At 59.4% G+C, this 17632-nt stretch carries 17 protein-coding genes; 2 read left to right on the forward strand and 15 right to left on the reverse strand.

Annotated elements, in window-relative coordinates:
• Positions 1-6 precede the first annotated feature (6 nt).
• From rpsC to rpsJ, 9 genes are all read right to left on the reverse strand, one after another.
• Positions 7-717, reverse strand: a complete 711-nt coding sequence (gene rpsC / locus K3557_RS16870; protein ID WP_044008297.1) for a 30S ribosomal protein S3 — start codon at positions 715-717, stop codon at positions 7-9.
• Complete coding sequence (gene rplV / locus K3557_RS16875; protein ID WP_035919887.1) at positions 717-1097, reverse strand: 50S ribosomal protein L22; 381 nt, start codon at positions 1095-1097, stop codon at positions 717-719. Before rplV ends, rpsC begins: the two co-directional genes overlap by 1 nt.
• A 3-nt stretch (positions 1098-1100) precedes the next feature.
• Positions 1101-1379 carry a 30S ribosomal protein S19 gene (rpsS, locus tag K3557_RS16880; protein WP_024088539.1) on the reverse strand — a complete coding sequence of 93 codons (279 nt, stop codon included), beginning with the start codon at positions 1377-1379 and terminating at the stop codon, positions 1101-1103.
• Positions 1380-1382: 3 nt separating this feature from the next.
• On the reverse strand, positions 1383-2225 hold the full coding sequence (rplB, locus tag K3557_RS16885) for a 50S ribosomal protein L2 (protein WP_259989309.1): 843 nt from the start codon (positions 2223-2225) through the stop codon (positions 1383-1385).
• A 532-nt stretch (positions 2226-2757) separates the two neighbouring features.
• Positions 2758-3252, reverse strand: coding sequence for a hypothetical protein (locus K3557_RS16890; protein ID WP_259995181.1), 495 nt, complete (start codon positions 3250-3252; stop codon positions 2758-2760).
• A 247-nt stretch (positions 3253-3499) separates the two neighbouring features.
• The gene (locus K3557_RS16895; RefSeq protein WP_024088533.1) at positions 3500-3796 is read right to left on the reverse strand and encodes a 50S ribosomal protein L23; all 297 of its coding nucleotides are present in this window, start codon (positions 3794-3796) and stop codon (positions 3500-3502) included.
• On the reverse strand, positions 3793-4410 hold the full coding sequence (gene rplD / locus K3557_RS16900; protein ID WP_259989305.1) for a 50S ribosomal protein L4: 618 nt from the start codon (positions 4408-4410) through the stop codon (positions 3793-3795). The genes K3557_RS16895 and rplD overlap by 4 nt, the downstream gene beginning before the upstream one ends.
• Positions 4407-5132, reverse strand: a complete 726-nt coding sequence (gene rplC / locus K3557_RS16905; RefSeq protein ID WP_027257340.1) for a 50S ribosomal protein L3 — start codon at positions 5130-5132, stop codon at positions 4407-4409. Before rplC ends, rplD begins: the two co-directional genes overlap by 4 nt.
• Positions 5133-5150: 18 nt before the next feature.
• Positions 5151-5465 (reverse strand): 30S ribosomal protein S10, encoded by a 315-nt coding sequence (gene rpsJ / locus K3557_RS16910; protein WP_019298501.1) that lies wholly within the window; start codon positions 5463-5465, stop codon positions 5151-5153.
• Between the two features lie 319 nt (positions 5466-5784).
• Between rpsJ and K3557_RS20645 the strand changes: the two genes are divergently transcribed.
• Entirely contained in the window at positions 5785-6654 is an 870-nt protein-coding gene (locus tag K3557_RS20645) for a DUF4238 domain-containing protein (protein WP_409201189.1), read from the forward strand.
• Between the two features lie 296 nt (positions 6655-6950).
• Here the strand turns inward: K3557_RS20645 and tuf are convergent, their stop codons facing one another.
• The 4 genes from tuf to rpsL all read right to left on the reverse strand — a co-directional run bounded on the left by tuf (position 6951) and on the right by rpsL (position 11183).
• Complete coding sequence (gene tuf, locus K3557_RS16915) at positions 6951-8126, reverse strand: elongation factor Tu (protein ID WP_259989277.1); 1176 nt, start codon at positions 8124-8126, stop codon at positions 6951-6953.
• 63 nt (positions 8127-8189) lie between these two features.
• Positions 8190-10307, reverse strand: coding sequence for an elongation factor G (gene fusA, locus K3557_RS16920; protein ID WP_259989301.1), 2118 nt, complete (start codon positions 10305-10307; stop codon positions 8190-8192).
• Positions 10308-10325: 18 nt separating this feature from the next.
• Positions 10326-10796: a 30S ribosomal protein S7 gene (gene rpsG / locus K3557_RS16925; RefSeq protein ID WP_027257337.1), complete on the reverse strand. Its 471-nt coding sequence runs from the start codon at positions 10794-10796 to the stop codon at positions 10326-10328.
• 15 nt (positions 10797-10811) lie between these two features.
• Positions 10812-11183: a 30S ribosomal protein S12 gene (rpsL, locus tag K3557_RS16930; RefSeq protein WP_008204009.1), complete on the reverse strand. Its 372-nt coding sequence runs from the start codon at positions 11181-11183 to the stop codon at positions 10812-10814.
• A 396-nt stretch (positions 11184-11579) separates the two neighbouring features.
• Here rpsL and K3557_RS16935 point away from each other — a divergent pair, with 396 nt between their 5' ends.
• Entirely contained in the window at positions 11580-12386 is an 807-nt protein-coding gene (locus K3557_RS16935) for a putative rhamnosyl transferase (protein WP_259995183.1), read from the forward strand.
• Between the two features lie 23 nt (positions 12387-12409).
• Here the strand turns inward: K3557_RS16935 and K3557_RS16940 are convergent, their stop codons facing one another.
• Both K3557_RS16940 and rpoC read right to left on the reverse strand, forming a co-directional pair.
• Positions 12410-13225, reverse strand: a complete 816-nt coding sequence (locus tag K3557_RS16940; RefSeq protein ID WP_259995185.1) for a putative rhamnosyl transferase — start codon at positions 13223-13225, stop codon at positions 12410-12412.
• A gap of 132 nt (positions 13226-13357) precedes the next feature.
• Positions 13358-17602 (reverse strand): DNA-directed RNA polymerase subunit beta', encoded by a 4245-nt coding sequence (rpoC, locus tag K3557_RS16945; protein WP_259989295.1) that lies wholly within the window; start codon positions 17600-17602, stop codon positions 13358-13360.
• Between the last annotated feature and the right edge of the window lie 30 nt (positions 17603-17632).

The raw sequence follows: 17632 nt of genomic DNA on the forward strand, positions 1-17632 counted from the left end.
TCCTCCTTAGCGACGGCCGCCACCGGCACCGCGAGGTGCTGGGCCGTCCTGGATTTCTTGTGCTTTACGGTCACGTGCCGAAGGATCGTGCTCCATGATCTCGCCTTTGAAGATCCAGACCTTGATCCCGATGATCCCATAAGGGGTCACCGCTTCGGTGGGTGCGTAATCGATGTCGGCACGCAGGGTGTGCAGCGGCACGCGGCCTTCGCGGTACCATTCGGTACGGGCGATTTCAGCACCGCCCAGACGGCCAGCGACGTTCACCCGGATACCCAGGGCGCCCATGCGCATGGCGTTCTGCACGGCACGTTTCATCGCGCGGCGGAAGGACACACGGCGTTCCAGCTGCTGAGCGATGGACTCGCCGACCAGAGCAGCGTCGAGTTCCGGCTTGCGGACTTCAACGATGTTCAGGTGCAGCTCGCTGTCGGTCATCGAAGCCAGCTTCTTGCGAAGCACTTCGATGTCCGCGCCTTTCTTGCCGATGATCACGCCCGGACGCGCGGTGTGAATGGTCACACGGCACTTCTTGTGGGGGCGCTCGATGATCACACGGGCGATGCCCGCCTGCTTGCACTCGGTTTTGATGAACTCGCGGATTTTCAGGTCCTCGAGCAGCAGATCACCGTAGTCTTTGGTGTCAGCGTACCAGCGGCTGTCCCAGGTGCGGTTCACCTGCAGGCGCATGCCGATCGGATTGACTTTATGACCCATTAGGCTTGCTCCTCAACTTGACGCACCTTGATGGTGATCTCCGCAAACGGCTTCAGGATTTTGCCGAACCGGCCACGGGCACGCGGACGGCCGCGCTTCATGGTCAGGTTTTTGCCGACCCACGCCTCGGCGACGACCAGTTCATCGACGTCCAGGTTGTGGTTGTTTTCGGCGTTTGCGATGGCGGACTGAAGGCATTTCTTCACGTCTGCTGCAATCCGCTTGTTGGAGAATGTCAGGTCGGTCAGCGCCTTCTCGACTTTCTTGCCACGGATCATCTGAGCCACCAGGTTCAGTTTCTGCGGCGAGGTACGGAGCATGCGCAGTTTTGCCATTGCTTCGTTGTCTGCCACGCGGCGGGGATTCTTTTCCTTACCCATGACTTACTTCCGCTTCGCTTTTTTGTCAGCGGCATGGCCATAATAGGTGCGGGTCGGCGAGTACTCACCGAACTTCTGACCGATCATGTCTTCCGAGACGTTGACTGGGATGTGCTTTTTGCCGTTGTAGACACCAAAGGTCAGACCGACAAACTGCGGCAGGATGGTGGAACGGCGCGACCAGATCTTGATCACTTCATTGCGGCCCGACTCACGCGCTGCTTCGGCCTTTTTCAGGACATAAGCATCAACGAAGGGGCCTTTCCATACGGAACGTGCCATGGATTAGCGGCCTTTCTTCTTGGCGTGGCGCGAGCGGACGATAAGCTTCTGCGACGCCTTGTTTTTGTTGCGGGTCCGTTTGCCCTTGGTCGGTTTACCCCAGGGGGTCACCGGGTGGCGGCCACCGGAGGTCCGGCCTTCACCACCGCCGTGCGGGTGGTCGATCGGGTTCATAACCACACCACGCACCGAAGGACGCTTGCCCTTGTGGCGCATACGGCCGGCTTTACCGAAGTTCTGGTTCGAGTTGTCGGGGTTCGACACGGCACCGATGGTGGCCATGCATTCCTGACGCACCAGACGCAGCTCGCCCGAGGACAGGCGGATCTGGGCGTAACCGCCGTCACGGCCAACGAACTGAGCGTAAGTACCGGCTGCACGGGCGATCTGGCCGCCTTTGCCGGGCTTCATTTCGATGTTGTGAACGATGGTACCGATCGGCATGCCCGAGAACGGCATTGCGTTGCCCGGCTTGATGTCAGCCTTCGCCGAAGCGATGACCTTGTCGCCGACTGCCAGACGCTGCGGTGCCAGGATATAGGCCTGCTCGCCGTCTTCGTATTTGATCAGCGCGATGAATGCGGTCCGGTTCGGGTCGTATTCGATCCGTTCAACGGTGGCCGCGACATCAAATTTGTTCCGTTTGAAGTCAACGATCCGGTAGAGACGCTTTGCGCCGCCGCCGCGGCGGCGAGAAGTAATCCGTCCGGTGTTGTTCCGGCCGCCCGATTTGGTCAGACCCTCAGTGAGAGATTTGACCGGACGCCCTTTCCAAAGCTCCGAACGGTCGATCAGAACCAGCCCACGCTGGCCCGGCGTCGTCGGCTTATACGACTTAAGTGCCATGCTTTCTGTCTTCCGTTTAGCGTGCAGGCCCTTAGGTTTTTGTCTTTGGACCCGCTATGTGTAAGCCCCCCGCCCGGTTGCCTCCTGTGGAGACGCCCTACTAGGGTGGCCGATGTATAGGGCCCCGAAGGTCCCAAAGTTCAAACATCCTGACAAACGTAACAACCCCGGAACGAATCCGGGGTCTGCAGGATTGGTGCGGCTTAGCAGAGTCGGGGAAAGGTGGCAATGGTCGTGTCTATGATTCCATAGAGACAACTCTTCTATTGAACATTTCCGGCTTTCCGACTTCGGTTAGCTCCCTCGCCAACAGTGGTCGACCCTATTCAGCTTTTAGCTGGCTTCAATTAGAAAGACGTGCCAGCGCCGTCCCACGGGGTGGCGCCATCAACGTGGCGTATGCCACTTTATCCCGGCCAAATCCACAAAACCTCGCCGACAAGCACAACACCAGCTAAGTAGCGCCACCCCGTGGGGGCGGGCCATGCCGGAGGCATGCTTTCAGCATGACGCTGGCGCGGCGGGCTGCGCCCTATTGCGCCTCAAGAAACCGGCTGGCGTCCAGAATGGTCTCGGTCAGCCCGGCAAAGAAGCCAGGAAAACTGATGTCCACCAGCCCCACGGATGCCACCCCGTCCTCGGCGGCAGTGTCCTGGCCGGTGGTCACGGCAAACTTGGACGCCGGAGCATTCAGCAATTCCCGGTAGCTCGCCCCCTTGCCATGCTTCAGAACGTTGATCACCAGATAATACTGATGAACTCTCTCGGCGAGGCCGGTTTCCCCGGACTGCGACAGCAGGGATGTCAGTTTCCGCGAAAACGGCCCCCGCCTGAAATGGTGCTGCATCCGCGCCTCGAACAAAGTGAAGATATCAACCGCTGCGGCCTCCAGCGCGGCCGTGGCAGCGCGCAGCTCCTCACTCTGGCCGTCAGGGGTTTGCGCCGCCATAATGCGATCTTCAAGCGTCTTGGCATTGGCCCGCGCCGCCGCGACCAGTTCAGGTAAACTCTGTGAAGGTCCCATCATTCATTCTCCTTAAGGCCCCTCTCCCATACGCTATAGCGCCAGGAATGATAGTGCCGGGGCGCCGTTTTTGAACGCCGCCCGTTGCGCAGGCAGCGCACGCGGGGCTTCGCGGATCTTAACCGCCAGCGGCTATAAATCAGCGGGCCGAATTCACCAAGGAAGCCGCCATGCAGACATGCCTGCCCCGCACATACGCAAAAGGCCCCCGCAATCGCGAGGGCCTTCCAAAGTCTTAAAGAGGCAAATCTCAGAGTCCGGTGGACACGTCGATGGTGTTGCCTTCTTCCAGGGTCACATAGGCTTTTTTGACGTCTTTACGACGGCCCATCTGACCGCGGAACCGCTTGACCTTGCCTTTGGTAATGGTGGTGTTGACCGCCTTCACCTTGACGCCAAAGAGAGCCTCAACAGCTTCTTTGATCATCGGCTTGTTCGAGTCGATTGCCACCTCGAAAACTACCGCGCCGTTTTCGGACGCCATGGTGGTTTTCTCGGTGATGATCGGCTTGCGGACCACGTCGTAGTGTTCTGCTTTCGCGCTCATTTCAGGCGAGCCTCCAGTGCTTCGACACCTGCTTTGGTGATCACCAGGATGTCACGCTTCAGGATGTCATAGACGTTTGCGCCCATTGTCGGCAGGATATCCAGGCCTTCAATGTTGCGCGACGCTTTCAGGAAGTCTTCGTTGACCGAAGAGCCGTCGATGACCAGCGCGCGTTTCCAGCCCAGGTTTTTCACCTGTTTGGCCAGAGCGGCGGTTTTGCCTTCGGAGGCTGCATCCTCGATGATGACCAGCTCGCCCGCTTTTGCCTTAGCGGACAGCGCGTGGCGCAGACCCAGCTTGCGGAACTTCTTGGTCAGATCGTGGCCGTGCGAACGGACAACCGGGCCTTTGTAGATACCGCCCTTGCGGAAGATCGGCGCGTTGCGGTCACCGTGGCGTGCGCCGCCGGTGCCCTTCTGGCGATAGATCTTCTTGGTCGAATAGGAGGTCTCCGAGCGGGTCTTCACCTTGTGGGTGCCGGCCTGCGCGTTGTTGCGCTGCCAGCGGACCACACGGTGCAGGATATCCGCACGCGGCTCCAGGCCGAACAGGTCTTCGGACAGCTCGATGTCGCCGGACTTGCCGCCGTCGAGTTTGATCACGTCAAGTTTCATGCTTCACCACCTTCCGCGGGGGCTTCAACAGCCGGTGCATCGGTTGCAGCCGCTTTCAGACCGGCCGGGAACGGCAGACCTTCGGGCGCTTTCTTCTTCACGGCGTCCTTGACGGTAACCCAGCCGGATTTCGGGCCGGGAACGGCGCCTTTGATGAAGACCAGGCCGCGATCGGCGTCGGTTTTCACCACTTCCAGGTTCTGGGTGGTCACGCGGGCAGCGCCCATGTGGCCGGCCATCTTTTTGCCTTTGAAGACTTTGCCCGGATCCTGACACTGACCGGTCGAACCATGCGAACGGTGCGAGATCGACACACCGTGCGTGGCGCGCAGGCCGCCGAAGTTATGCCGCTTCATGGCACCGGCGAAACCTTTACCGATCGAGGTGCCGGTGACGTCCACTTTCTGGCCAGCCAGGAAGTGTTCGGCCGAAATCTCGGCGCCGACTTCGATCAGCGCGTCAGCGGGGACGCGGAATTCCACCAGCTTGCGCTTCGGCGCAACCTTGGCTGCTGCGAAGTGGCCGCGCATGGCTTGCGACGTGCGCTTTGCCTTGGCGGAACCAGCACCGAGCTGAACGGCGGTGTAGCCGTCTTTGTCGTCGGTGCGCTGCGCAACAACCTGCAGGCCGTCCAGCGACAGAACGGTCACAGGGATCTGCTTGCCGTCTTCCAGGAACAGCCGGGTCATGCCGACTTTCTTTGCGATAATACCAGAGCGCATATTCATTACCCTCCGATCTTACGACTGCAGCTTGATTTCGACGTCCACACCAGCGGCGAGGTCGAGCTTCATCAGCGCGTCCACGGTCTGGGGGGTCGGATCAACGATGTCGAGAAGACGCTTGTGCGTCCGGATTTCGAACTGGTCACGGGATTTCTTGTCAACGTGGGGGCCACGCAGAACAGTGAATTTCTCGATCTTGTTCGGCATCGGGATCGGGCCACGAACCTGAGCGCCGGTGCGCTTGGCTGTGTTGACGATTTCCTGCGTGCTGGCATCCAGAACGCGGTAATCGAATGCCTTCAGCCGAATGCGAATGTTTTGGCTTTGCATTACATCTGCCTTTATTGAGGCGTTGAGGTTGAGAGGAGGGCCTGCGACCACCGCGGAACCCTCGTCGAACCCAAAAGGCGGGAATCACCCCGCCTCTATCCGCACATGGCGAACCTGCGCGCTATACGCCTGATGGGGCAGTGTGGCAAGGGGTTTCGCGGCGAAACGGTTGCGTTTGGGGCGTGCGGTGGGTTTGGGGTTTGTTTGGGAGTGTGCAGAGAGCATTAAGGTGAATGGTAAGACCCATCTCAACCATTGAAGGCAGAGTTCTCAGTGTTACGCTACCAATATGATTTAACCAAAATAAGTTAACCGTATCATGCCTAGCAAACGTGCGAAGCGTCACCATGTCGTGCCACAAATACTGCAACACCAGTTCACAGACGCGGAAGGAAAGATTTGGTATTCGGCAAGGAACGACTCTAACCGATATTCAACTCCCGACCGCCGGTCCCCGAAAGGAGCATTTTGGATACGCGACTACTACACAGTTCTGGAGGACGACAAGCTATCCTCTATCATCGAAAGTGATTTCTATGGTGCAGTTGACAATTTTCTTGGGAGAACACTACCAAAGCTAAATACCACCCTTCGAGCCAAGAGTGTCCCTAACATCGCAACGGACACGCTCAAAGACCTGCGGGATGTGGTGTTCGAGATGGCTAAGAGAACACCTCAATTTATTCCAGACTATGAAGGCGACGAAAGTCTAGGGAACACAGCTATCGAAGAAGTGACCAAACTAAACCGAGAAGTATACGGAGACAAAGAACAGTCACAGGTCATAGGAACAGGATTTGGGGGACAAAGCGCTACTGCAGTCGGGCGAGACATTCGTGTGCGCGCCACCCTCCTTCCTAGCCCAAAGTGCGAAGAGGCCCTATCTGAACTAAGTTTGCGATGGGTAAGCGCTCCGCCTCGAAAGTCGTTTGTCCTGTCTGATGTAATTGCGTACCGGATTGGCAATGGCGGTCCGAACGGGCTATCAAATCCGCGCTTTGAACTTTGGATGCCCGTCTCCCCAGCTCATTGCATGGTTTGGCTAAGAGACCCAAACAACCAAGTTTCTCAGTTAACGCAATTACAGCCATCGCACCTGCGCCAGATAAATGAGTATGCAGCGCGCAGAGGTTCACAGATCGCCTCTCATTCGCGCGAACTAGTTTCATCGCCCAGCCGCCAAAAGTAATATTTTCGAGACTCCCAGAAGAACACCCGCCCGGACGCCCCGCGTTCGGGCCGCGCCCGGCCAGCCCGGAGGGCGGGCGCGATTGCATCGCACCCGGAGCTGACGCTCCCTGCGGCCTCAAAAGCTCCACCGGAGCTTTTGCAAGACGGCCTTCGTCCCCTGGCCGGTCCCTGCCCTGTTCAGAGGTTGCCGCATAGAAAAAGGGCCGCTCTATTGAGCGGCCCTTTCGCAGAACAATCCTGTGTGGCTCTCGGCGATTTTCTAGCGAAAACCGCCTGCCGCCACTGTTTCCAAAATTACTCGGTAATTTTGGAAACGACGCCAGCGCCGACGGTGCGGCCGCCTTCGCGGATGGCGAAGCGCAGGCCGTTTTCCATCGCGATCGGCGCGATCAGCTCAACGTCGAACTTCAGGTTGTCGCCCGGCATGACCATCTCGGTGCCCTCAGGCAGGGTCACGGTGCCGGTCACGTCGGTGGTGCGGAAGTAGAACTGCGGACGGTAGTTCGCAAAGAACGGCGTGTGACGGCCGCCTTCTTCCTTGGTCAGGATGTAGGCCTCGGCTTCGAACTTGGTGTGCGGGTTCACCGATTTCGGTGCGCACAGAACCTGGCCGCGCTCAACACCGTCACGGTCGATACCGCGCAGCAGGGCGCCGATGTTGTCGCCGGCTTCACCGCGGTCCAGCAGCTTGCGGAACATTTCCACACCGGTGCAGGTGGTGGTCTTGGTGTCGCGGATACCAACGATTTCGATCGAGTCGCCAACGTTGATCACACCGCGCTCAACCCGGCCGGTCACAACGGTGCCGCGGCCCGAGATCGAGAACACATCTTCAACCGGCATCAGGAACGGCTGGTCAACAGCACGCGCCGGGGTCGGGATGTAGTCATCCACAGCGGCCATCAGCTCGCGGATTTTTTCTTCGCCGATTTCCGGCTTGTTGCCTTCCATAGCGGCCAGAGCCGAACCCGCGATGATCGGGATATCGTCGCCCGGGTAGTCGTAGGAGGACAGCAGCTCGCGGATTTCCATCTCGACCAGCTCAAGCAGTTCTTCGTCGTCGACTTGGTCAACTTTGTTCATGAAGACAACCATGTGCGGGATGCCGACCTGGCGGCCCAGCAGGATGTGCTCGCGGGTCTGCGGCATCGGGCCGTCAGCAGCGTTCACAACCAGGATCGCGCCGTCCATCTGCGCCGCACCGGTGATCATGTTTTTCACATAGTCAGCGTGGCCGGGGCAGTCGACGTGGGCGTAGTGGCGGCCTTCGGTCTCATACTCGACGTGGGCGGTCGAGATGGTGATGCCGCGGGCTTTTTCTTCCGGTGCGCCGTCGATCTGGTCGTAGGCTTTGAAGTCACCGAAGTATTTGGTGATTGCTGCGGTCAGCGTGGTTTTGCCGTGGTCAACGTGGCCGATGGTGCCGATGTTGACGTGCGGTTTTGTGCGTTCGAACTTTTCCTTAGCCATGATGGCCTCCTATTGTTTCGAGAGGGGGCCGCTGCGGACGCGAACCCCTCATTTTTTTGACGCTTACGCGAATTTCGCCTGGATCTCTTCCGAGATGTTCTGCGGAACCGGTTCGTAGTGGTCGAACTGCATGGTGAACTGGGCGCGGCCCGAGCTCATCGAACGCAGGGTGTTGATGTAGCCGAACATGTTCGCCAGCGGCACAAACGCGTCGATTGCGATTGCGTTGCCGCGGTTCTCCTGGCCGGACACCTGGCCCCGGCGCGAGGTCAGATCGCCGATGATACCGCCGGTATAGTCTTCCGGGGTGATCACTTCGACTTTCATCACCGGCTCGAGCAGTTTCGCACCAGCCTTGCGCATGCCTTCACGCATGCCCATGCGGGCCGCGATTTCAAAGGCCAGAACCGAGGAGTCCACATCGTGGAACTTACCGTCGATCAGGGCAACCTTGAAGTCGATCACGGGGAAGCCGGCCAGCGGGCCGCTATCCATGACGGACTTGATGCCTTTTTCGACGCCCGGAATGTATTCCTTCGGAACCGCACCGCCAACGATGCGGGATTCGAAGGAATAGCCTTCGCCCGGCTCTGTCGGCGAGATGATCAGTTTCACCTCGGCGAACTGGCCCGAACCACCCGACTGTTTCTTGTGGGTGTAGGAATGCTCGACCTCTTTGGAGATGGTCTCGCGGTAGGCAACCTGCGGCGCACCGATGTTGGCTTCGACCTTGAATTCACGCTTGAGGCGGTCAACCAGGATATCCAGGTGAAGTTCGCCCATGCCCTTCATGATGGTCTGACCGGACTCGATGTCGGTCTCGACGCGGAAGGACGGATCTTCAGCAGCAAGACGCTGCAGGCCCTGGGACATTTTCTCCTGGTCGGCCTTGGTCTTGGGCTCAACCGCGATCTCAATCACCGGATCGGGGAAGGTCATGGTTTCCAGCACGACCGGGTCGTTGACAGCGCAGATGGTGTCACCGGTGGTGGTGTCTTTCAGACCTGCCAGCGCAATGATGTCGCCCGCGAACGCTTCCGTGATTTCCTCACGGTTGTTCGAGTGCATCATCATCATCCGGCCAACGCGCTCTTTCTTGCCTTTGGTCGAGTTCAAGAGCGTGTCGCCCTTGTTCAGGACACCGGAGTAGATCCGGGTAAAGGTCAGCGAGCCGACGAAGGGGTCGTTCATGATTTTGAACGCCAGACCCGAGAACGCCATGTTGTCGTCCGCACGGCGGGCGATGTCACGGACTTCTTCTTCGTCACCGGGTTTGAAGCCCATGTAATCAACAACGTCCAGCGGGCTGGGCAGATAGTCGATCACAGCGTTCAGCAGCGGCTGCACGCCTTTGTTTTTGAACGCGGAGCCGCCCAGAACCGGCACAAAGGCCATTTCCAGCGTGCCCTTGCGCAGCAGTTTGCGCAGGGTCGGCACGTCAGGCTCTTCGCCTTCCAGGTAAGCTTCCATGGCGTCGTCGTCCATTTCGACGGCCGCCTCGATCATCTTACCGCGCCATTCGTCAGCCATGTCCTTCAGGCTGTCGCGGATCGGTGCTTTGATCCACGATGCGCCAAGGTCTTCGCCCTGCCACAGCCATTCTTCCATGTTGACCAGGTCAACCAGGCCTTCCAGCTCGGTTTCGGCGCCGATCGGCACACCAACCGGAACCGCGCGGGCGCCGGTGCGGTCTTCGATCATGTTGACGCAGTTGAAGAAGTCAGCGCCGATCTTGTCCATCTTGTTGACGAACACCATGCGCGGAACCTTGTAGCGGTCAGCCTGACGCCACACGGTTTCGGTCTGGGGTTCAACACCGGCGTTGGCGTCCAGAACACAGACAGCACCGTCGAGAACCGCCAGCGAGCGTTCAACTTCGATGGTGAAGTCAACGTGGCCGGGGGTGTCGATGATGTTCAGGCGGTGCTTGGGCGAGTCAGCGGTTTCGCCATCTTCGGTGCGTTCCCAGAATGTGGTGGTCGCAGCCGAAGTGATGGTGATGCCGCGTTCCTGTTCCTGCTCCATCCAGTCCATGGTGGCTGCACCGTCGTGCACCTCACCGATGTTGTGGGATTTGCCGGTGTAATACAGGATGCGCTCGGAGCAGGTGGTTTTACCTGCATCGATGTGCGCCATGATACCGAAGTTACGATACAGTTCTAGCGGATAGTCGCGTGCCATAGGTCTAGGTCCTCCGGCTTACCAGCGGTAATGGCTGAAGGCTTTGTTCGCCTCGGCCATCTTGTGGGTGTCTTCGCGCTTTTTCACTGCGGTGCCACGGGACTGGACAGCGTCCATCAGCTCGCCTGCAAGGCGCTCTTCCATGGTGTTTTCGTTGCGCTTGCGCGCAGCAGTGATCAGCCAGCGGATTGCCAGTGCTTCACGGCGCTCGGGGCGGACTTCAACCGGCACCTGGTAGGTGGCACCGCCCACACGGCGCGAACGGACTTCGACCGAGGGTTTGATGTTGTCGAGAGCTTCGTGGAACACTTCAACCGGAGCGCGCTTGATTTTGCCTTCAACGCGGTCAAAGGCGTTGTAGACGATACGCTCTGCGACCGACTTCTTGCCGTCGATCATCAGGTTGTTCATGAATTTGGTCAGAACGCGGTCGCCGAACTTGGCGTCGGGCAGGACTTCGCGTTTTTCGGCGGCGTGACGACGTGACATATCAGCCTCTCCTTCTTACTTAGGACGCTTGGCGCCGTACTTCGAACGGCGTTGTTTACGGTCTTTAACGCCCTGGGTATCCAGAACACCGCGCAGGATGTGGTAACGGACACCCGGAAGGTCTTTTACCCGGCCGCCACGGATCAGAACCACAGAGTGCTCCTGAAGGTTGTGGCTTTCACCGGGGATGTAGGAGATCACTTCGAAACCGTTGGTCAGACGGACCTTCGCAACTTTCCGCATAGCGGAGTTCGGTTTCTTCGGTGTGGTGGTGTACACGCGGGTGCAGACGCCGCGCTTCTGCGGGCACTGCTCGAGGTGCTGGGACTTCGAAACTTTGCGTTTCGGCTGACGCGGCTTGCGGATCAGCTGCTGGATCGTTGGCATTCAGGTTTTCCCCGTTTTCGCAACACTGTCATGCACGCCGGCGCGTGCGGGTGATTTCGCTGCACTTGTGCGTCCACAAGCGCAAAAACCGCAATCGCTCCCATTCCGAGGTGAGACGACGCGGTGAGGTTACAGAGGGCCCGGGTGGTAAAAGTGCCCAAGCCTTGAGCCACTGCAATTTTGAATTCGGCTTTCGAAGAATACACTCCGGGTGCCGGATAAGCGCGCGTATATGGGGAGTCGCCAAGGTTGTCAACAGCGGGCGGAGGCGGCCCTGCCGCCGGCAGGTCCGCACGCGTGTCCGTGCCCCCTGCCCGCACCGGCCCGCCCTTGCCCGCGGCGCCGCACAGCGGCATAGTCGCGGCGGCAGTGCTTTAGTATAAGACGGATTTCAGAATGCAAGTCATCGGATTGTGCCGGTTTTCCTATCCGGCCATCGGCGGGTTCCAAGTGGAGCATGAAACGATTGAGGAGCGGATTGCCTATCTCTATGCCGAAACCCGGATGGAAGAGCGGTTCCGGCTGCTGGAAACTGTCGCCCTGCCCTGCCTGCGGGAGCAAACCGACCAGGATTTCGACCTGATCATGGTGATCGGCGACAGCCTGCCCCAGGTTCACCGCGACCGGCTGCAGGATCTGATCGCGGACATACCGCAAATCCAGCTTCACGCAGAGCCGCCGCGCAGGCATCGCGAGGTGATGAAAGATCTTCTGAACGGTGCAAGGCGGAAACCCGGCCAGCCCTGCCTGCAATTCAGGTTCGACGATGATGACGCGGTGGCAACGGAGTTTGTCGAGCGCCTGCGGGACACCGCAAAAGACTGCGCCAAACTGTTTGCCAAATCCGCCTCGGCTGCGATTGATTTCAACCGGGGCTATGTCGCGGAGTTCGGCCCGGACGGCATTTCAGCAGCACCAACCGTCCGGCCCTATTTCACCGCAGCCCTTGGCATGCATGTGGCAGCGGGCAGCCGCAAAACGATCATGAACTTTGCCCATCACCGTATTCACCACCACATGCCGTCTGTCACCATTACCGACGTCCCCATGTGGGTCCGCAGCCACAACCGGTTCAATGACTCCCGGCAAGACGGCGCCGCAGCTGTTGACGTCGCACCGCTGACGGGCAAGCAGGAAGCTGAATTTGCAACGGTCTTTGGTCTGCGTGCAGCCAAGGTGCGGGCGGCGTTCAAGACGCGCTAAACCGGCCGCGGCCAGGCTGGCAGCTACGGAAGCAAGGCCTTGAGACGCGCCGGTGTAAAGCCGAAATGCTCGTTCAGCGCGTCTTCGATTTGGCGGGCGGGCCATTTCCGGGTCAGACCCAGTTGCGCAGGATCCGATTTGTTGTCGCCATGAATGGTCCGCAGGAAGGCGGGCACCGAGATGTCGGAAAACGTATTGTAGTGCTGCGCGATTTTGCGGTGGTTGAACGCATAGGGGTTGGCCCGGTGATCCGCCGGAGCAACCAGCGACAGGCCGGTGGACAACGGCGACCGCTCGCAGGTGTCATACAGCTCGGCGCCTTTGGCTGTTTTTTCCAGATACAGGCCGCGGTTATGGGCAATGATGAACGGAGTCTGGCCTTCACCCTGCAACGGGATCATGCCGCGGGCAAAGCCCTTGGTGCGTTTGACGAAATTCCGGTCCAAAGCATCGTCATCATCCAGCCGGAACAGAACATGATGGGTAGCACGCCGTAAATTCACCAGGCCAAAAGCGTCTTTCAGCTGCTGGTAGTGCGTGTCCGGCGCCGCACCGTGGCAGAAGATGTTGCTGTAAGGTTCTGTCAGTTCCAGCAGCCGTTCCAGATAGGGATCAGGCAGGTCTTCCGAGGTTAGAACGATCAGCCGGAAACTCGGGTCGCTTTGCTGTGTCAGCGACCGCAGGCACAAATGTTCAAACAGCCGGAAGCGCAATTCCATCCGTTCCGGCGAGAACAGATGTGCTGCCTTTTCCTCCAAACTGTTGAACCGCTCTGAATAGTAATTCGTGCTGAGCACGGAAAACCGCACCAGTCCAATCATCCGCAGCCTGATGTCCATCACCGTCCCCTGCCTGCCAGCCGTGTTGCCCGGCGTGATCCCGCGCCCGGCTGACGATAGCTGTGGTTGCGGATATGAAAAAGCCCCCGCATGAGATCATGCGGGGGCTTTCCTGTAGGTATGTGCCGTAGCTTAGTCGCGGCTTTCCGGGGTTTCGACCAGGATATCCAGATCGTCGCCGCCCATCGCGTCTTCGTCCATCACCGGTGCGGCCAGGGCTGCAGCGGCTTCGGCTTCTTCGCGGCGGGCTTCCAGAACCACGTTGTCGCGGCCCTGGGCAATGGCGCGCACTGCCTGGGTCGCACCACCGGTGCCGGCCGGGATCAGGCGGCCCACGATGACGTTTTCCTTAAGGCCGACCAGCTTGTCCTTCTTGCCCTGCACCGAAGCCTCGGTGAGAACCCGGGTGGTCTCCTGGAAGGAGGCCGCCGAGATGAAGGAGCGGGTCTGCAGCGACGCTTTGGTGATGCCGAGCAGGATCGGTGCGCCCTGTGCCGGGCGCTTGCCGCGGGCCAGCGATTTCTCGTTGGCTGCGTCAAACTCCTGCTTGTCCACGTGTTCGCCTTTGAGCAGCGTGGTGTCGCCGGAGTCTGAAATCTCCCACTTCTGCAGCATCTGGCGGACGATCACCTCGATGTGCTTGTCGTTGATCTTCACACCCTGCAGGCGGTAGACGTCCTGAACCTCGTCGATCATGTAGTTGGCCAGAGCCTCGACACCCATGATGGACAGGATGTCATGCGGCGCCGGGTTGCCGTCCATGATGTAGTCGCCCTTCTGGACAAAGTCACCTTCCTGAACCGGAATGTGCTTACCCTTGGGCACCATGTATTCGACGGCATCCCGCGTCTCGTCCGACGGTTCGATCGCGATGCGGCGCTTGTTCTTGTAGTCGCGGCCAAAGCGCACGTAACCATCGATTTCGGCGATGATCGCGTGGTCTTTCGGACGACGGGCTTCGAACAATTCGGCAACGCGCGGCAGACCACCGGTGATGTCCTTGGTCTTGGCGCCTTCACGCGGGATACGCGCAACAACGTCACCAGCCACAACCTGATCGCCATCTTCGACCGAGAGGATCGCATCCACCGACATCGGATAGGTCAGCGGATTGCCAAGGTCGTTGCGCATCGGCTCGCCGTTGCTGTCGACAAGGATGATCTCCGGCTTCAGATCCGAGCCTTTCGGAGCCGTGCGCCAGTCGATCACGATCTTCTGGGTCATGCCGGTGGCTTCGTCGGTCTCGTCACGGACAGCCAGGCCCGAGACCAGGTCCACGTATTTGGCAGTACCCGGCTTCTCGGCGATGATCGGCAGGGTATAGGGATCCCATTCGAACAGCTTGTCGCCGCGCGCAATGTCCTGACCTTCCTTGACGAACAGCTTGGAACCGTAACCCAGCTTGTGGCTGGCACGCTCTTCGCCGTGTTCGTCCTGAATGATCAGCTTCATGTTGCGGCCGACAACCATGGTCTCGCCGTTGGCGTTTTCCAGGGTCTGCGGCATCTCGAAGACGATCTTGCCTTCCTGGGACGCTTCCTGGAACGACTGCTGGCCACCCTGGGCAACGCCGCCGATGTGGAAGGTCCGCATCGTCAGCTGGGTGCCGGGTTCGCCGATCGACTGCGCCGCGATGATCCCCACCGCTTCGCCTTCGTTCACCTTGGTGCCGCGCGCCAGGTCACGGCCATAGCACATGGCGCAGACGCCCTCTTCCGACTCACAGGTCAGCGGCGAGCGGATACGGGTCGACTGAACGCCGGCCTCTTCCACCGCATCTGCCATACGTTCGTCGATCAGCTGGCCTGCAGCAATGATGACTTCTTCGGTGCCAGGACGCAGGATGTCATCTGCAGCCACGCGGCCCAGAAGACGTTCGCCCAGGGTCGCGACGACTTCACCATCGTTCACAGCCGCTTCGGCAGTGATCGCACGCTCGGTGCCGCAATCGTTCTCACGCACGATGCAGTCCTGTGCGACGTCCACCAGACGGCGGGTCAGGTAACCCGAGTTCGCCGTCTTAAGCGCGGTATCGGACAGACCTTTACGGGCGCCGTGGGTCGAGTTGAAGTACTCGAGAACGGTCAGGCCTTCTTTAAAGTTCGAGATGATCGGGGTCTCGATGATGTCGCCGTTCGGCTTGGCCATCAGGCCGCGCATGCCGCCCAGCTGCTTCATCTGGGTAACCGAGCCACGCGCACCGGAGTGGGCCATCATGTAAACCGAGTTCGGTTCCATAACGGCACCAGCCTCGTCGCGCTTGTCAGCCGAGATGGTGCCCATCATCGCGTCGGTGACCTTGTCGTTACATTTGGACCATGCATCGACAACTTTGTTGTACTTTTCGCCCTGGGTGATCAGGCCGTCCATGTACTGCTGTTCAAAGTCCTTCACCTGATCACGGGTTTCTTCAACCAGCGTCCATTTGGTGTCGGGGATCACCATGTCGTCCTTGCCGAACGAAATGCCCGCCTTGAACGCTTCGCGGAAGCCCATGGTCATGATCTGGTCACAGAAGATAACCGATTCCTTCTGACCGCAGTAGCGGTAGACGGTGTCGATGACCTGCTGCACTTCTTTCTTCCGCAGCAGGCGGTTGACCAGTTCAAACGGGGCTTTGACATTTTTCGGCAGCAGCGCGCCCAGACGGACACGGCCAGGCGTGGTTTCAAACCGCGACTTAACCTCGTTGCCTTCTTCGTCGAACTGGGTGATCCGGGCGGTGATCTTGGTGTGCATGTGCACAACACCAGCGTCCAGCGCATGCTGAACTTCTTCGATCGAGCCGAACACCATGCCTTCGCCCGGCATGCCTTCGCGTTCCAGGGTCACATAGTAAAGACCCAAGATCATATCCTGCGAGGGAACAATGATCGGTGCGCCGTTGGCCGGCGACAGAACGTTGTTCGTGGACATCATCAGGACGCGCGCTTCCAGCTGGGCCTCAAGGCTCAAGGGCACGTGCACAGCCATCTGGTCGCCGTCAAAGTCCGCGTTGAACGCCGAGCAGACCAGCGGGTGCAGCTGGATGGCCTTACCTTCGATCAGCGTGGGTTCAAACGCCTGGATGCCAAGACGGTGCAGCGTCGGTGCGCGGTTCAGCATCACCGGGTGTTCGCGGATCACCTCGTCGAGGATATCCCAGACTTCGGGACGCTCTTTTTCGACCAGCTTCTTCGCCTGCTTCACGGTGCTGGACAGGCCCTTGGCCTCCAGACGCGAATAGATGAAGGGCTTGAACAGTTCGAGCGCCATCTTCTTGGGCAAGCCGCATTGGTGCAGCTTCAGTTCCGGACCGGTCACAATGACCGAACGGCCGGAGAAGTCGACGCGCTTACCCAAAAGGTTCTGACGGAAGCGGCCCTGCTTGCCTTTCAGCATATCGGACAGCGATTTCAGCGGACGCTTGTTGGCGCCGGTGATCACGCGGCCGCGGCGGCCGTTGTCGAACAGCGCATCCACGGATTCCTGCAGCATCCGCTTTTCGTTGCGGACGATGATGTCCGGCGCGCGCAGTTCGATCAGCCGCTTCAGGCGGTTGTTCCGGTTGATCACGCGGCGGTACAGGTCGTTGAGGTCAGAGGTCGCAAAGCGGCCGCCGTCCAGCGGCACCAGCGGACGCAGTTCCGGCGGAATGACCGGGATCACGGTCATGATCATCCATTCCGGACGGTTGCCCGATTCCAGGAAGGATTCCACGACTTTCAGACGCTTGATGATCTTCTTAGGCTTCAGTTCGCCGGTGGCTTCGGCCAGTTCGGCGCGCAGCTGCTCGGCTTCGGATTCCAGGTCGATCTGGGCCAGCATGTCACGGATCGCTTCGGCGCCGATATTGGCGGTGAAAGCGTCCACGCCGAAGGCATCCTGAGCGTCCATGAACTCTTCTTCGGTCATCATCTGGCCATAGGACAGATCGGTCAGGCCCGGCTCGATGACAACATAGTTTTCAAAGTACAGAACACGTTCCAGATCGCGCAGGGTCATGTCCAGCATCAGGCCGATGCGCGACGGCAGCGACTTGAGGAACCAGATGTGCGCAACCGGTGCAGCCAGCTCGATGTGGCCCATCCGCTCGCGGCGGACTTTCTGCAGGGTGACCTCGACGCCGCATTTTTCGCAAACGACGCCGCGGTACTTCATCCGCTTATATTTGCCGCACAGGCATTCGTAGTCTTTGATCGGGCCAAAGATGCGGGCGCAGAACAGGCCGTCGCGCTCGGGCTTGAAGGTCCGGTAGTTGATGGTCTCAGGCTTTTTGATTTCGCCGTAAGACCAAGACAGGATCCGTTCCGGCGACGCCAGCGAGACTTTGATTTCATCAAAGACCTTGGGCGGCGTCAGCGGGTTGAACGGGTTGTTGGTGATTTCCTGGTTCATTTTGATACCTCAAATTCGTGCGGAAGGGAG

It is taken from the genome of Leisingera sp. M523 (genome assembly GCF_025141335.1).
In the GTDB taxonomy this organism is placed as follows: Bacteria; Pseudomonadota; Alphaproteobacteria; order Rhodobacterales; family Rhodobacteraceae; genus Leisingera.

What these genes read in the sequence shown, in the direction of transcription:
- rpoC (WP_259989295.1), bottom strand. Translation starts at nt 17,602, where the DNA reads ATGAACCAGGAAATCACCAACAACCCGTTCAACCCGCTGACGCCGCCC.
- rpsJ (WP_019298501.1), bottom strand. Translation starts at nt 5,465, where the DNA reads ATGCAAAGCCAAAACATTCGCATTCGGCTGAAGGCATTCGATTACCGC.
- tuf (WP_259989277.1), bottom strand. Translation starts at nt 8,126, where the DNA reads ATGGCTAAGGAAAAGTTCGAACGCACAAAACCGCACGTCAACATCGGC.
- rplV (WP_035919887.1), bottom strand. Translation starts at nt 1,097, where the DNA reads ATGGGTAAGGAAAAGAATCCCCGCCGCGTGGCAGACAACGAAGCAATG.
- rpsL (WP_008204009.1), bottom strand. Translation starts at nt 11,183, where the DNA reads ATGCCAACGATCCAGCAGCTGATCCGCAAGCCGCGTCAGCCGAAACGC.
- fusA (WP_259989301.1), bottom strand. Translation starts at nt 10,307, where the DNA reads ATGGCACGCGACTATCCGCTAGAACTGTATCGTAACTTCGGTATCATG.
- rpsS (WP_024088539.1), bottom strand. Translation starts at nt 1,379, where the DNA reads ATGGCACGTTCCGTATGGAAAGGCCCCTTCGTTGATGCTTATGTCCTG.
- K3557_RS20645 (WP_409201189.1), top strand. Translation starts at nt 5,785, where the DNA reads ATGCCTAGCAAACGTGCGAAGCGTCACCATGTCGTGCCACAAATACTG.
- rplD (WP_259989305.1), bottom strand. Translation starts at nt 4,410, where the DNA reads ATGAAACTTGACGTGATCAAACTCGACGGCGGCAAGTCCGGCGACATC.
- rplB (WP_259989309.1), bottom strand. Translation starts at nt 2,225, where the DNA reads ATGGCACTTAAGTCGTATAAGCCGACGACGCCGGGCCAGCGTGGGCTG.
- K3557_RS16895 (WP_024088533.1), bottom strand. Translation starts at nt 3,796, where the DNA reads ATGAGCGCGAAAGCAGAACACTACGACGTGGTCCGCAAGCCGATCATC.
- rplC (WP_027257340.1), bottom strand. Translation starts at nt 5,132, where the DNA reads ATGCGCTCTGGTATTATCGCAAAGAAAGTCGGCATGACCCGGCTGTTC.
- K3557_RS16935 (WP_259995183.1), top strand. Translation starts at nt 11,580, where the DNA reads ATGCAAGTCATCGGATTGTGCCGGTTTTCCTATCCGGCCATCGGCGGG.
- rpsC (WP_044008297.1), bottom strand. Translation starts at nt 717, where the DNA reads ATGGGTCATAAAGTCAATCCGATCGGCATGCGCCTGCAGGTGAACCGC.
- K3557_RS16940 (WP_259995185.1), bottom strand. Translation starts at nt 13,225, where the DNA reads ATGGACATCAGGCTGCGGATGATTGGACTGGTGCGGTTTTCCGTGCTC.
- rpsG (WP_027257337.1), bottom strand. Translation starts at nt 10,796, where the DNA reads ATGTCACGTCGTCACGCCGCCGAAAAACGCGAAGTCCTGCCCGACGCC.
- K3557_RS16890 (WP_259995181.1), bottom strand. Translation starts at nt 3,252, where the DNA reads ATGATGGGACCTTCACAGAGTTTACCTGAACTGGTCGCGGCGGCGCGG.